At 73.7% G+C, this 12,277-nt stretch carries 10 protein-coding genes and 2 pseudogenes; 2 read left to right on the top strand and 10 right to left on the bottom strand.

The features are described 5' to 3' along the window. Nucleotides 1–45: 45 nt before the first annotated feature. From aroF to ACME2J_RS13640, 4 genes and pseudogenes are all read right to left on the bottom strand, one after another. Nucleotides 46–894 (bottom strand): annotated as a pseudogene (gene aroF, locus ACME2J_RS13655) (3-deoxy-7-phosphoheptulonate synthase); the annotation flags it as partial. A gap of 311 nt (nt 895–1,205) precedes the next feature. Further along, nucleotides 1,206–2,291 carry a histidinol-phosphate transaminase gene (gene hisC, locus ACME2J_RS13650; protein WP_495545474.1) on the bottom strand — a complete coding sequence of 362 codons (1,086 nt, stop codon included), beginning with the start codon at nt 2,289–2,291 and terminating at the stop codon, nt 1,206–1,208. A gap of 10 nt (nt 2,292–2,301) precedes the next feature. After that, nucleotides 2,302–2,667: a chorismate mutase gene (gene aroH, locus ACME2J_RS13645; RefSeq protein WP_495545473.1), complete on the bottom strand. Its 366-nt coding sequence runs from the start codon at nt 2,665–2,667 to the stop codon at nt 2,302–2,304. 17 nt (nt 2,668–2,684) lie between these two features. Beyond that, the gene (locus ACME2J_RS13640) at nt 2,685–3,410 is read right to left on the bottom strand and encodes a pseudouridine synthase (protein WP_495545472.1); all 726 of its coding nucleotides are present in this window, start codon (nt 3,408–3,410) and stop codon (nt 2,685–2,687) included. A gap of 140 nt (nt 3,411–3,550) precedes the next feature. On the opposite strand from ACME2J_RS13640, the gene rlmN reads away from it, so the two are divergent. Both rlmN and ACME2J_RS13630 read left to right on the top strand, forming a co-directional pair. Then, nucleotides 3,551–4,534: a dual-specificity RNA methyltransferase RlmN gene (rlmN, locus tag ACME2J_RS13635; RefSeq protein WP_495545471.1), complete on the top strand. Its 984-nt coding sequence runs from the start codon at nt 3,551–3,553 to the stop codon at nt 4,532–4,534. Then, entirely contained in the window at nt 4,531–5,958 is a 1,428-nt protein-coding gene (locus ACME2J_RS13630) for an amidase (RefSeq protein WP_495545470.1), read from the top strand. Before rlmN ends, ACME2J_RS13630 begins: the two co-directional genes overlap by 4 nt. Nucleotides 5,959–5,967: 9 nt before the next feature. On the opposite strand, the gene ACME2J_RS13625 is transcribed toward ACME2J_RS13630, so the two are convergent. The 6 genes and pseudogenes from ACME2J_RS13625 to ACME2J_RS13600 form a co-directional block, all read right to left on the bottom strand. After that, the gene (locus ACME2J_RS13625; protein ID WP_495545469.1) at nt 5,968–7,344 is read right to left on the bottom strand and encodes an alpha/beta hydrolase family protein; all 1,377 of its coding nucleotides are present in this window, start codon (nt 7,342–7,344) and stop codon (nt 5,968–5,970) included. 64 nt (nt 7,345–7,408) lie between these two features. Further along, nucleotides 7,409–8,344 carry an SMC-Scp complex subunit ScpB gene (gene scpB, locus ACME2J_RS13620; protein ID WP_495545468.1) on the bottom strand — a complete coding sequence of 312 codons (936 nt, stop codon included), beginning with the start codon at nt 8,342–8,344 and terminating at the stop codon, nt 7,409–7,411. Continuing rightward, nucleotides 8,341–9,102, bottom strand: a complete 762-nt coding sequence (locus ACME2J_RS13615) for a segregation and condensation protein A (protein ID WP_495545506.1) — start codon at nt 9,100–9,102, stop codon at nt 8,341–8,343. Before ACME2J_RS13615 ends, scpB begins: the two co-directional genes overlap by 4 nt. Nucleotides 9,103–9,177: 75 nt before the next feature. Further along, nucleotides 9,178–10,200, bottom strand: coding sequence for a tryptophan--tRNA ligase (trpS, locus tag ACME2J_RS13610; RefSeq protein WP_495545467.1), 1,023 nt, complete (start codon nt 10,198–10,200; stop codon nt 9,178–9,180). 79 nt (nt 10,201–10,279) lie between these two features. Then, on the bottom strand, nt 10,280–11,779 hold the full coding sequence (gene gcvPB / locus ACME2J_RS13605; protein ID WP_495545505.1) for an aminomethyl-transferring glycine dehydrogenase subunit GcvPB: 1,500 nt from the start codon (nt 11,777–11,779) through the stop codon (nt 10,280–10,282). A 35-nt stretch (nt 11,780–11,814) separates the two neighbouring features. Further along, nucleotides 11,815–12,277, bottom strand: a pseudogene (locus ACME2J_RS13600) (glycine dehydrogenase); the annotation flags it as partial.

The raw sequence follows: 12,277 nt of genomic DNA, 5'->3' as shown, positions 1-12,277 counted from the left end.
CCGGGAGACTAGATGCGGTGGGGCCGCCGGGCGGGCACGTCGGGGTCAGCCGACCGGGACGCCGCTCGGCACGCGCCCGGCGATCGCCGCCGCCTGCTCGACCTTCGCCGCGAACGCGGGGAAGTCGCTCGTGCGCAGCTGCTGCGGGCCGTCGCAGACGGCCTCCTCCGGGCACGGGTGGACCTCGACGATGAGCCCGTCGGCCCCGGCGGCCGCGGCGGCGAGGGAGAGCGGCTCGACGAGCTCCCGCCGGCCGGCCGCGTGGGACGGGTCGACGATGACCGGGAGGTGGGTCATCTCCCTGAGGACCGGGACCGCCATGAGGTCGAGCGTGAAGCGGTACGCGGTCTCGAAGGTCCGGATCCCGCGCTCGCAGAGGACGACGCGCTCGTTGCCCTCCTTGAGGATGTACTCGGCCGCCATGAGGAGCTCCTCGAGCGTCGAGGAGAGCCCGCGCTTCACGATCGCCGGGACGCCCGACCGCCCGACCTCGGTGAGGAGCGTGTAGTTCTGCATGTTCCGCGCGCCGATCTGGATGACGTCGGCGACCTCGGCGACGCGCTCGATGTCGCGGACGTCCATGCACTCGGTGACGATCGGCAGGCCCGTGCGCTCCTTCGCCTCGGCGAGGAGGTGCAGGCCCTCTTGGCCGAGCCCGTGGAAGCTGTAGGGGGACGTGCGCGGCTTGTAGGCGCCGCCGCGCAGCATCGTCGCCCCGCCCGCGAGCACCGCGTCGGCCGCCTCCTCGAGCTGCGCCTTCGACTCGACGGTGCACGGCCCCGCGATGAGGGCGAAGTGGTCCCCGCCGATGCGCCGTCCCGCGATCTCGATCACCGATCGTCCGCCGTCGGGGCGGGCGCCGGAGCGCTTCTGCTGCTGCGTCATCTCTGTCGTCCTTCTCTGCCTGGTCGTGGTCTCTTGCTGCGGACACGGGCCCTGGTGGGCTGGCGCTCGACCCTGCGGGGTCCGGGCGGACGGTCAGCGACCGGCCGAGCGCCTAGCGAAATCGCCAGGTCCAGGCATAGGCGAAGAAGCGATCACCGGCGAGATGCGAGGCGGCCGTCGGGCCGTCGCAAGAGATACGGATGGTGTCGAGCCGGTCGCTCACGCCGCCGGGCATCATGGCACAGCCACCCCACAACCCCAAACCCCGCTGACGAAGCTCACGCCTGGCGTGAGGACCGTCATGGCGAGGGGCGGATCGGTCAGTCGCCGATGATGACGCCGAGCTCGTGGAGGAAGCGCGCGTTCTCCTGCGGCGTCCCGTAGGTGACGCGGAGCGCGCCCTCGCGGCCGAGGGCCGTCCCGGCGCGGACGAGGACGCCGCGGGCCGCGAGGCCCTCCACGACCTTCTTCTCCTCGAAGCCGTCGGGGAGGTCGAACCAGCAGAAGTTCGCCTGGGAGTCGGCCGGCGTGATCCCGAGCTCGGCGAGGCCGGTCTCCATCTCGACGCGGGCGATGATCGTCCGCTCCACGCGCCGCGCGACCTCGTCCTGGTGCTTGAGCGCCTCGATCGCCGCCGCCTGGGCCGCGCTGTTGCAGAAGAACGGCTGGCGGACCTGGTTCACCGCCGTGACGAAGTCCTCGCTGCCGCAGAGCGCGTAGCCGACGCGCAGCCCGCAGAGACCGTAGATCTTCGAGAACGTCCTCAGGAGGGCGAGGTTGCCGAAGCGCTTCAGCAGGTCGATCGAGCTGTCGGGGTCGTCGAGCGTGTTGAACTCGCAGTAGGCCTCGTCGAGGATCACCGCGACGTGCCGCGGCACCTTCTCGAGGAACGACTCGACGTCGGCGAGCGGCACCGCCGTGCTCGTCGGGTTGTTCGGGTTGCAGACGATGACGAGGCGCGTCGCCGCGGTGATCTCCTTCGCCATCGCGTCGAGGTCGTGCTCGTGGGCGTCGGTGAGCGGGACGCGGATGCCGCGCGCGCCGGAGGCGGCCTCGAGGTGCGGATAGACGCTGAAGGCCGGCCACGCGTAGACGAGCTCGGCGCCGGGCTCGAGGAGCGCCTCGCCGGCGGCGAGGAGGATGTCGCAGCTCCCGTTGCCGATCGCGATGCGGCTCGCCGGGACCTCCGTGCGGTCGCTCAGCGCTTTGCGCAGCGCGGCGTTCGTGGGGTCCGGGTAGCGGTTGAGGCCGCCGAGGACCTTCGTCACGGCCTCCTGGACGGCGGGGAGCGGCGGATCGGGCGACTCGTTGGACGCCATGAGGGCGACGTCCTCGGGGAGCTGGTACCCGCTCGCCGCGGGGTAGACGGGGATGCGACGGACGCGCTCTGAGAACTCGATGGCCACGGCGGGCAGGCTACTGCGCCGAATCGAGATCGGTGCGCAGCGCCTTCGCCTCGCCGAGGTAGACGTGGCGCGCCTCATGGTCGTCGTCGGCGTAGTAGTGGATGAGCACGCGCACGACCATCGGCATCGAGCCCGGCACGTCGATCTCGCGGGCGCAGAGGAGCGGCACGCGCTCGAAGCCGAGCTGGCGCGCCGCCTGCGCGGGGAACGTCGCGTCGAGGTCGTTCGTCGCGGTGAAGATGCAGCTCACGACGCTGTCCGGGCGCAGGTCGTTGCGCTCCATGATCTCGCGCATGAGCGCGTCGGTCGACCGGAGGATCGACTCGGGCGTGTTCTCGTCGACGGAGCTGGCCCCCCGGAGGGCGAAGAGGCGCATGGGCGGCGCATTCAACCTCAATCGGCGTCGCGGCGCGGCGCGTCCCGCCCCGCCGCGCGGAGCCGCTCGACCTCCGCGGCCGGGAGCCGGCGCGCGCTGCCGGGCGCGAGGTCGCCGAGGCGCAGCGGGCCGAAGGCGATGCGCTGGAGCGCCACGACGGGGTGCCCGACCGCCTCGCACATCCTCCGCACCTGGCGGTTGCGTCCCTCGCGCAGCGTCATCTCGAGGACGTCGGGCGACACCGCGCGGACCTGCGCCGGCAGGGTGCGCCCGTCCTCGAGGTCGACGCCCTCGCGCAGGCGCCGCAGGTCGGCGGCGCGCACGGGCGGGCGGGCGACGGTGACGCGGTAGGTCTTCGGCACCTCGTGGCGGGGGTGCGTGAGCCGCTCGGCGAGCGCTCCGTCGTCGGTGAGGAGGAGCAGGCCGGTCGTGTCGAGATCGAGCCGGCCGACGGGGTAGAGCCGCCGGTCGTCGTCGACGAGATCGAGGACGGTCGGGCGCCCGTGCGTGTCTTTCGCCGTCGACACGACGCCGGCCGGCTTGTGGACGGCGTAGACGACGCGGCGCTCGGGCGGCGCCCCCACGGCGAGGCCGTCGACCGTGATCGCCTCCTCCCCCGTCACGTCGGTCGCGGGGTCGGTGACGACGACGCCGTCGATCGCCACCCGCCCGGCCGCGATGATGCGCTCCGCCTCGCGGCGGGACGCGACGCCCGCGTGGGCGAGGTGCTTCTGGAGGCGCATCGCGGCCACGGTAGCGGCACGTCCCCCGATCTCGTACGACCACCCTGACGAAACTCACGCTCCTCGTGAGTTTCGTCAGGCGGGGTGGGTCGGGCTCACCTCTCGGCCGGGCGACGGCGCCGACGTGCGACGATTCTCCGGTGGATCTCGCCCTCCTCGACACGACGCTCTCCGATCTGGGAGAGCCGCGCTTCCGCGCCCGCCAGGTGTGGGAGTGGACGGCGCGCGGCGCGCGGGGCTACGACGAGATGACGAACCTCCCCGCGCGGCTCCGCGACGAGCTCGCCGCGCGGGTCCCCTTCTCGTCGCTGGAGGTCGTCCGGCAGGCGGAGGCGAGCGACGGGACGGTCAAGACGCTCTTCCGCACGCACGACGACCGCGCGATCGAGGCGGTCCTCATGCGCTACCGCGACGGCCGCCGGTCCGTCTGCCTCTCCTCGCAGTCGGGCTGCCCGCTCACGTGCACGTTCTGCGCGACCGGGACGATGAAGTTCGGGCGCAACCTCGCGGCCGGCGAGATCCTCGACCAGCTCTTGTACTTCCGCCGCATGGAGGACGTCGACAACGTCATCTTCATGGGCATGGGCGAGCCGATGATGAACCTCGACAACGTCCTCGAGGTGTGCCGGCGGCTCCCCGACGCGGGCGTCGCGCACCGCCGGACCGCGATCTCGACGGTCGGCTGGGTCCCCGGGATCGACCGGCTCGCCGAGACCGACATGCCGATCCGGCTCGCGCTCTCGCTCCACGCCGCCGACCCGGCGCTCCGCAGCGAGATCATGCCGGTCAACGAGCGCTACCCGCTCGACGAGGTGCTCGCCGCGTGCGACCGCTTCTACGCGCGCAAGCGCCGGATGGTCTTCGTCGAGTACGTCATGCTCGCCGGGGTCAACGACCGCTACGAGCAGGCCGTCCGGCTCGCCGAGATCCTCGACCCGCGCCGCTACAAGGTGAACCTCATCCCCTACAACCCGACCGGCTCCTACGACGGGTCCTCGCGCGAGGCGATCGAGGCGTTCCGCGCCGCGCTGGAGGAGCACGGGATCGGCGCCACCGTGCGGCTCACGCGCGGCCGGGACATCGACGCCGCGTGCGGGCAGCTCGCGGTGAAGGCGGGGGCGTGACCGCGCTCGACGGGTTCGCCGGCCTGCGCGCGCAGGCCGACGCGCTCGCCGCCGGGACGGTGACCTCGCGCGCCCTCGTCGAGGCGGCGCTCGCGCGGATCGACGAGGCCCAGCCGCGCCTCGCCGCCTTCCAGCTCGTCCGGCACGAGGAGGCGCTCGCCGAGGCGGACGCCGCCGACGCCCGGCTCGCTGCCGGGGACCGCGCGGCCCTGCTCGGCGTGCCGGTCGCGATCAAGGACGACACCGACCTCGCCGGGACGCCGACGGCGTTCGGCTGCGCGGGGTCGTTCGCGCCGTGCGAGCGCGACGCCGAGGTCGTCCGGCGCCTCCGCGCGGCCGGCGCCGTCGTCGTCGGCAAGACGGCGACCTCGCAGCTCGGCCAGTGGCCGTTCGGCGCGAGCCCGGAGGGCGCGTACGCCCGCAACCCGTGGAGCCCCGACCACACTCCCGGAGGCTCGAGCGCCGGCTCCGCGGCGGCCGTCGCCGCCGGGCTCGTCGCGGGCGCCGTCGGCTCGGACGGCGCGGGGTCGGTCCGCATCCCCGCGGCCTGGACCGGGCTCGTCGGTCTCAAGCCGCAGCGCGGGCGCGTCTCGACGTTCCCGGACCGCGAGGCGTTCAAGGGCCTCACGTGCTTCGGCCCGCTCACGAGGACGGTCGACGACGCAGCGCTGCTCCTCGACGTCATCTCGGGCCAGCACCCCGAGGACCTGCACCACCCACCCGCCCCCGACGTGCCGTTCGCCGAGGCGGCGCGTCGTGACCCCGGGCGGCTGCGCATCGGGCTCTCGTGGTCGATCCCGTTCAGCGGCCCGCCCGCCCGGATGCACCCGGAGAACCGCGCCGCGGTCGAGCGGATCGCCGAGGTCCTCGCGGGGCTCGGCCACGAGATCGTCGAGGCCGCGCCGCGGTTCGGCCTCGTCGGCCTCGCGTTCGTCCCGCGCTCGCTCACCGGCGTGCGCGAGTGGGTGCGCCGGGTGCCGGACGAGGACGCGCTCGACCCGCGGACCCGCGAGAACGCGCGGACGGGCGCGCTGCTCGAAGGGCCCGCGCTGCGGGCCGCCCGCGCCGCCGAGCCCCTGCTCCACCGTCAGCTCGGCGCGGTGTTCGGGAAGGTCGACGTCGTCCTCACCCCCACGACGGCGACGCCGCCCGTCGCCTTCGACCGCTTCCACGGCCTCTCGAACTGGCAGACCGACAAGGCGATGATCGCCGCGTGCCCGATGGCGTGGCCGTGGAACGTCGTCGGCTGGCCCGGTCTCAGCGTCCCGGCGGGGCTCACCTCGGACGGCCTGCCCGTGGGCGCGATGCTCCTCGGGCAGGCGAGCGACGAGGGCCGGCTCCTCGCGCTCGCGCGTCAGCTCGAGGAGGTCGAGCGCTGGCACGAGCGGCGCCCGCCCGCCGTCGCGGACGCCGCTGCTGCCTGACGCCGCCTCTCAGAACCCGTTCTCGACGAGCCACTCGAGCAGCTCGGCGCGCACCCGCGGCGCGGTGCGGCCGAGGGTGATCGCGTGCCCCGTGTCGGGGACCGTGCGCCGTGTCACGTCCGCGCCGGCGAGCCTCATCCGGCCGGCCTGCAGGTCGGCCGTGGGCGGCGGGAAGAGAGCGTCGTCCTCACCGATCATGACGAGGACCGGCCCGCGGACGAGCTGCGCGCCGACCTGGTTGACGACGAGCGCCGGCGGGATCGAGAGGAGATCGCCGCAGGGATCGCGGGAGCGGCGCGCGGCGACGTCGTCGGCGACCTCGGGGTCGGTCGGCGCATTGAGGTGCGCGCGGCGGAAGTCCTCCTCGGTGGCGCCGAAGAACGCGTAGCCGCCGGGGCCGCCCTCGTCCTGCGGCTCACCGCCCGCGAGGCACTCGACGCTCGCGACGCCGGAGGCCGTGACCGCCTTGTCGGAGGCGCCGGCGTCGCCGTAGGAGAGCATGGCGAGCCCGTCGATGCCGTCGAAGCTGGAGGCGGTGATCTCGCCGATGAACGCACCGGCGGAGTGCCCGACGAGCGCGACGCGATCCAGGCGCACCGGCCGGGCGCCGTCGAGGCGGTACTCACCCGCCTTCAGCGCATCGACGAGCTGCTTGCCGATGTCCGCCTGTGAGCCGTAGCAGACGGCGTTCCCGTCGGGGCCGGTGCTCGCGCCGTACCCGAGGCGGTCGACGGTCACGGAGACCCGGCCCTCGCGGGCGAGCTCGGTGGCGGTGTCGTAGCCCGCGACGGCCCGGTAGCGCCAGAAGAACTCCCCGTAGGAGAGGCCGTGGTAGTAGAGCGCTCCGCTCGCCCCGTTCCGCAGCGCCGACCGGGGCGCGGTGATGTGGCCGCGCACCGGGTAGGTGGCGCCGTCGGGGGCTCCGGGCGCACACGGCGACGGGGTGCGGTTGACGTTGCGCACCGAGACCTCGAACGGCGCGTCGACGATCTCCCCGACGCCCGCGCGGACGTAGGCGAGCGTCTGCGGCCGGGCGCCGAGGACGCGGACGCGGAGGTCGGCGGCGTCAGGGGCGTCGACCGTGACGCGTCCGCGGCCGAGCTTGCGCGAGGCCCCCCAGCTGCCATCCTCGCAGGCCTGGACGACGAGCATGCCGCGGAACGTCCGGCCCCGCCGCGTCGCCCGTACCGAGACCCGCTCGCCGGGCGCGACGCGCGCGGCGTCGCGGGTCGCGCCGCAGATCTCGAGACGCTCGGTCTTCTCGCCGGGCAACGACACCGTCGTGCGCGGCGTCGATGTCGCCCCCGCGGGGCTCGCGGCGAGCGCAGCGGCGGTGAGGGTCGTGGTCGCGAGCGCGAGGGCGCTCACGAGCGGACGGCGTGGCATGTCGGCTCCTCCCAGTCGGGCCTTCCGCCCGACACTACGCCGCCCCGCCCGCTGCGGACGCGCCTCAGGCGATGTCCGGCGCGTCGCCGTTCGCCGCGCCGTCGGCCGCCGGCTCCGCGGCGTCGCCCTCGGCCTCGGCGGCGGCGGCGTCGTCGCCGCCGGGCTGCGGGACGGCGGCGTTCGCGCCGGTTCGCGCCTCGCCCGCCTTGAGGAGCCGCTCCCGCAGGTCGGCCGCCTCCTCGGGGCTCGGGTCCCACTCCGTGACGGGCGGCAGGTCGTCGAGGCTCTTCAGGCCGAACAGCTTGAGGAAGAGCGGCGTCGTGCGGTAGAGGACCGCGCCGAAGGGCGAGCGGCCCGCCTCCTCGATGAGGCCTCGCTCGAGGAGCGTCTGCGACGCGGAATCCGCGCTCACGCCGCGGATGCGGGTGATCTCGGGGCGGGAGACCGGCTGGAGGTAGGAGACGATCGCGAGCGTCTCGGCCTGGGCCGGGGTGAGCGGTGGCGTCCGCGGCTTCGCGAGGAGCCGACGGGCGGCGGGCTCGGCCTCCTGGGCGGTCGCGAGCGTGAGCCCGCCGGCGACGTCGCGCACGACGAGGCCACGCCGGCCGGGCGCGAACGCCTCGCGCAGCGCCTCGAGGGCGGCGTCGAGCTCGGGGCCGGTGCACTCGCACGCGTCCGCGAGTGCGGCGGGCGCGACGGGATCGGTCGAGAGGAAGAGCAGGGCCTCGATGCTGCGGGCGATCTCCGTGGCCCGCTCGGGGTCGACCGGCTCCGGCTCCGCGCCGTCGGAGCCGCCCGTCTCCTGGGCCGCCCGGGGCTCGGCGGGCGTCTCCGCCTGCTCGCCGGCCTGCTCCGCCTGCTCGGCGGGCTGCTCGGGCTGCGCCGGCTGCTCGGCGGCCTGATCCGCCTGCTCGGCCTCGCGGGGCTGCTCGGGCTCGGGCGCGGCCGGACGCTGGCCGAAGGGGACGATGATCGCCTCGCGCGGCGTCTCATCGCTCATGCGGTCGCCGCCTCGGGCGCGCCCGCCCCGGAGGGGGCCTGCCGCGCGTGGATCTCGATGTCGCCGAACGGCACCGACTGGTGCCACTCGGCCTCGCCGCGCTTGTAGAGCTCGAGGAGCGCCCAGAGCGTCACCGCGACGGTGACGCGGTCCGCGCCCTTGACGGCGTCGTCGAACGAGCAGGTGCCCCGTCGCAGGAGGTTGCGCAGGAGCGTGAGGCGCTCGGCGACCGTCACCCGGGGAATCGTGAGGTGCTTGAGATCGACCGTCGGCGGCGGCGTGAGGAGCGTCCCGATCGCCTTGCCGAGGCGCCGCGGGTCGTAGCAGGCGTCGGCCGCCTCCTCGGTGCGCTCGCGCAGCCATCGGGGCAGCGGCGCGGTGCGGTAGCGGTGATGGTGCTCGTGATCGAGGCGGCGCCGCAGCTCGTCGGCGGCCCGCCGGTAGCGGACGGCCTCCAGCATGCGCGCGAGGAGCTCCTCCGCCGCCTCGCCGGGCTCGAGGTCGATGAGCTCCTCCTCGTCGCGCGGCAGCATGAGCCGCGACTTCAGCTCGAGGAGCGCGGCGATGAGGACGAGGAACTCGGTCGCGACCTCGAGGTCGAGATCGCCCTTCGCCTCGAGGTGGTCGAGGTAGGAGAGGACGACGTCGGCGAGCTCGACCTCGAGCAGGTCGACCTCCTCGCGGAGGACGAGCGTGAGCAGCAGGTCGAACGGCCCGCTGAAGACGTCGAGATCCAGCTCGAGCTCGGCGACGGTCATCGGCACCGGCCAGACGGTAACGGGCGCTGCGGACGCGGGATCTGGCGCGCAGGAAGTCCCTGCTCAGACGCGGTGTCAGCCGCGGACCGGCCCGACGCCCATCGCCTCGCGGACGTCCGCGAGGGTGCCGGACGCGATCGCGCGCGCCTTCTCGGCGCCCGCCGCGAGGGTCGCCTCGAGCGCCGCCTCGTCCGGGCGGATCTCGGCGTAGCGCTCGCGGACCGGCGTGAGGAGCTCGACGACCGCCTCGCCGGTCGCGACCTTGAGGTCCCCGTAGCCGCGGGCGTCGGCCATCGAGGCGACCGCCTCGTCGATCGACGTCCCCCGCGCGACGGCGAGCAGCTCGACGAGGTTCGAGACGCCGGGCTTCTCCTGCGGCGCGTAGCGGATGTCGGTCTCGGAGTCGGTGACCGCGCGCTTGAACTTCTTCGTGATCGCGGCGGGCTCGTCGAGCACGTAGACCCTCCCCTCCTCGCTGCCGACGCTCGTCGACATCTTCCGCGTCGGCTCCTGCAGGTCCATGATGCGCGCGCCGACCTCGGGGATGCGGTGCTCGGGGACGACGAGGACCGGCTCCTCCTCGCTCGCGAAACGGGCGTTGAAGCGGATCGCGATGTCGCGCATGAGCTCGACGTGCTGGCGCTGGTCGTCGCCCACCGGCACCTCGGCCGCGCGGTAGGCGAGGACGTCTGCGGCCTGGAGGACCGGGTAGAGGAAGAGGCCGGCGGAGACGAGCTCGCGCTGCTGGGCGCTCTTCTCCTTGAACTGGTGCATGCGGTTGAGGTCGCCGTGCGCGGTCACCGAGCAGAGGAGCCAGCAGAGCTCGGCGTGCTCCTGCACGTCGCCCTGGCGGAAGAGGATGCACCGCTCCGGATCGAGCCCGGCCGCGAGCAGGATCGCCGTCGTGTCGTAGAGGCGCTCGCGCAGCTCGGGCGGCTCGTAGGCGACGGTCGTCGCGTGGAGATCGACGATGCAGTAGATCGCGACATCCCCGTGGTCGGCGGCACGCTGCTGGCCCGACACGTACTGCTGGATCGCGCCGATGTAGTTGCCGAGGTGCTTGCGGCCGGTCGGCTGGATGCCCGAGAAGATGCGCATGGCCGGCGGAGGCTACCCGCCTGCCGAGGATCCTTCTCGCTGGGCGGGAAGGATCCTCGGCTGCGGGCGCGGCCGTCGCCTACAGCGGCTGGCGGATGACCGGCGACTTCGCGGCGCCCGCCTCGTCGAGGCGGCGGACCGGCGTCGTGTACGGCGCGTTCTGGGCGACCTGTGGGTCCTCGGCGCCCTCGCGGAGGATCTCCGCGATCGCGTCGGCGAACGCGTCGAGCGTCTCCTTCGACTCCGTCTCCGTCGGCTCGATCATGAGCGACTCGTCGACGAGGAGCGGGAAGTACACCGTCGGCGGGTGGAACCCGTGGTCGAGGAGGCGCTTGGCGAGGTCGAGCGTCTTCAGCCCGAGCTCCTTCTTCATCGGGCCGCCCGAGAGGACGAACTCGTGCATGCAGAGCTCACCGAAGGCGAGCGGCAGGTACTGCGCGACGTCCTTCTCCTTGAGCCGCGCAAGCAGGTAGTTCGCGTTGAGGACCGCGGCCTGCGACGCCTCCTTGAGGCCCGGCCCGCCGAGCGACTTGATGTACGCGTAGGACCGCACGAAGCAGCCGTAGTTGCCCTGGAAGCCACGCAGCCGGCCGATCGACTTCGACCCCGGCCCCGTCTTCGGGTCGCTGACGAGGTCGAAGACCGGGCCGTCCTCCGTGTCCTCGCGCACGATGACCGGCGTGGGGACGTACGGCGCGATCCGGTCGCTCACCGCGATCGGGCCCGAGCCGGGGCCGCCGCCGCCGTGGGGCTGCGTGAACGACTTGTGGAGGTTGTAGTGGACGATGTCGAAGCCCATGTCGCCCGGGCGCGAGATGCCCATGACGGCGTTGAGGTTCGCCCCGTCGTAGTAGAGCGTCGCGCCGACCTCGTGGACGACCTTCGCGATCTCCTCGATGTTCGGATCGAAGACCCCGAGCGTGTTGGGGTTCGTGAGCATGAGGCACGCGACGTCCGCGTCGGCCTTCGCGCGGAGGTCGTCGAGGTCGACGCCGCCGTCCTCGTTCGTCCCGACCTTCACGACCTCGTAGCCGGCCATCGTCACCGTCGCCGGGTTCGTCCCGTGCGCGGTGTCGGGCGTGAGGACCTTCGTCCGCTGCTCGCCGCGGTCCTCGTGGTAGGCCCGCGTGACGAGGAGACCGGCGAGCTCGCCGTGCGACCCCGCCGACGGCTGGAGGCAGACGTGAGGAAGACCCGCGACCTCGCCGAGGGCCCGCTCGAGCTCGTACATGAGCTCGAGCGCCCCCTGGGAGCGCTGCGGTGACTGCAGCGGGTGCAGGCGCGCGTGCCCGGCGAGCCCCGCGACCCGCTCGTGGAGCCGCGGGTTGTGCTTCATCGTGCACGACCCGAGCGGGTAGAAGCCCGAGTCGAGGTCGAAGTTGCGACGGGAGAGCCGCACGTAGTGGCGGACGATCTCCGGCTCGGAGACCTCCGGCAGGCGCGGCGCCTCCTTGCGCTGGAGATGCGTCGGGAGCAGATCGTCGATGGCGACCTCGGGGACGTCGGTCTCCGGGCAGGTGAACGCCCGGCGGCCGGGCGCGCCCTTCTCGAAGATCGTCGTCGCGCGGTCGCGCTGCATCGGCGTCGCGCCGCCGAGGGTGGGAGCGGCCGTGCTCATGCGACCACCTCCTTCGTCGCGCCGGAGCGCTCCGCGGCGACCGCCTCCCCGAGGACCTCGGCGAGCCGGTCGATGTGCGCCTTCGACCGCTGCTCGGTGATCGCGACGAGCAGGCCGGTCGGGTGACCGCCCTCGTCGTGCCCGAGCGGGTAGCCGGGGTTGACGCCGGCGGCGCAGCAGCGCTCGACGACCCGCTCGACCGCCTCGAGGCCGTCGACGTCGAGGTCGAGCGCGAACTCGCGGACGACCGGCTGGTCGTGGAGCGTCGAGACGCCGTCGAGCGCCTTGAGCGTCTCGCGGGCGTAGTGCGTGCGCCGCAGGAGGAGCTCGCCGAGCTCGACGATCCCCTTGCGGCCGAGCCACGAGAGGTAGACGACGCCGCCGAGCGCGTTGAGCGCCTGCGACGTGCAGATGTTCGACGTCGCCTTCTCGCGGCGGATGTGCTGCTCGCGCGTCTGC

The sequence above is a fragment of the Paraconexibacter sp. genome (genome assembly GCF_059438195.1).
The sequence above is the reverse complement of the archived record's forward strand: the minus strand, read 5'-3'. Positions and strand labels throughout refer to the sequence as shown.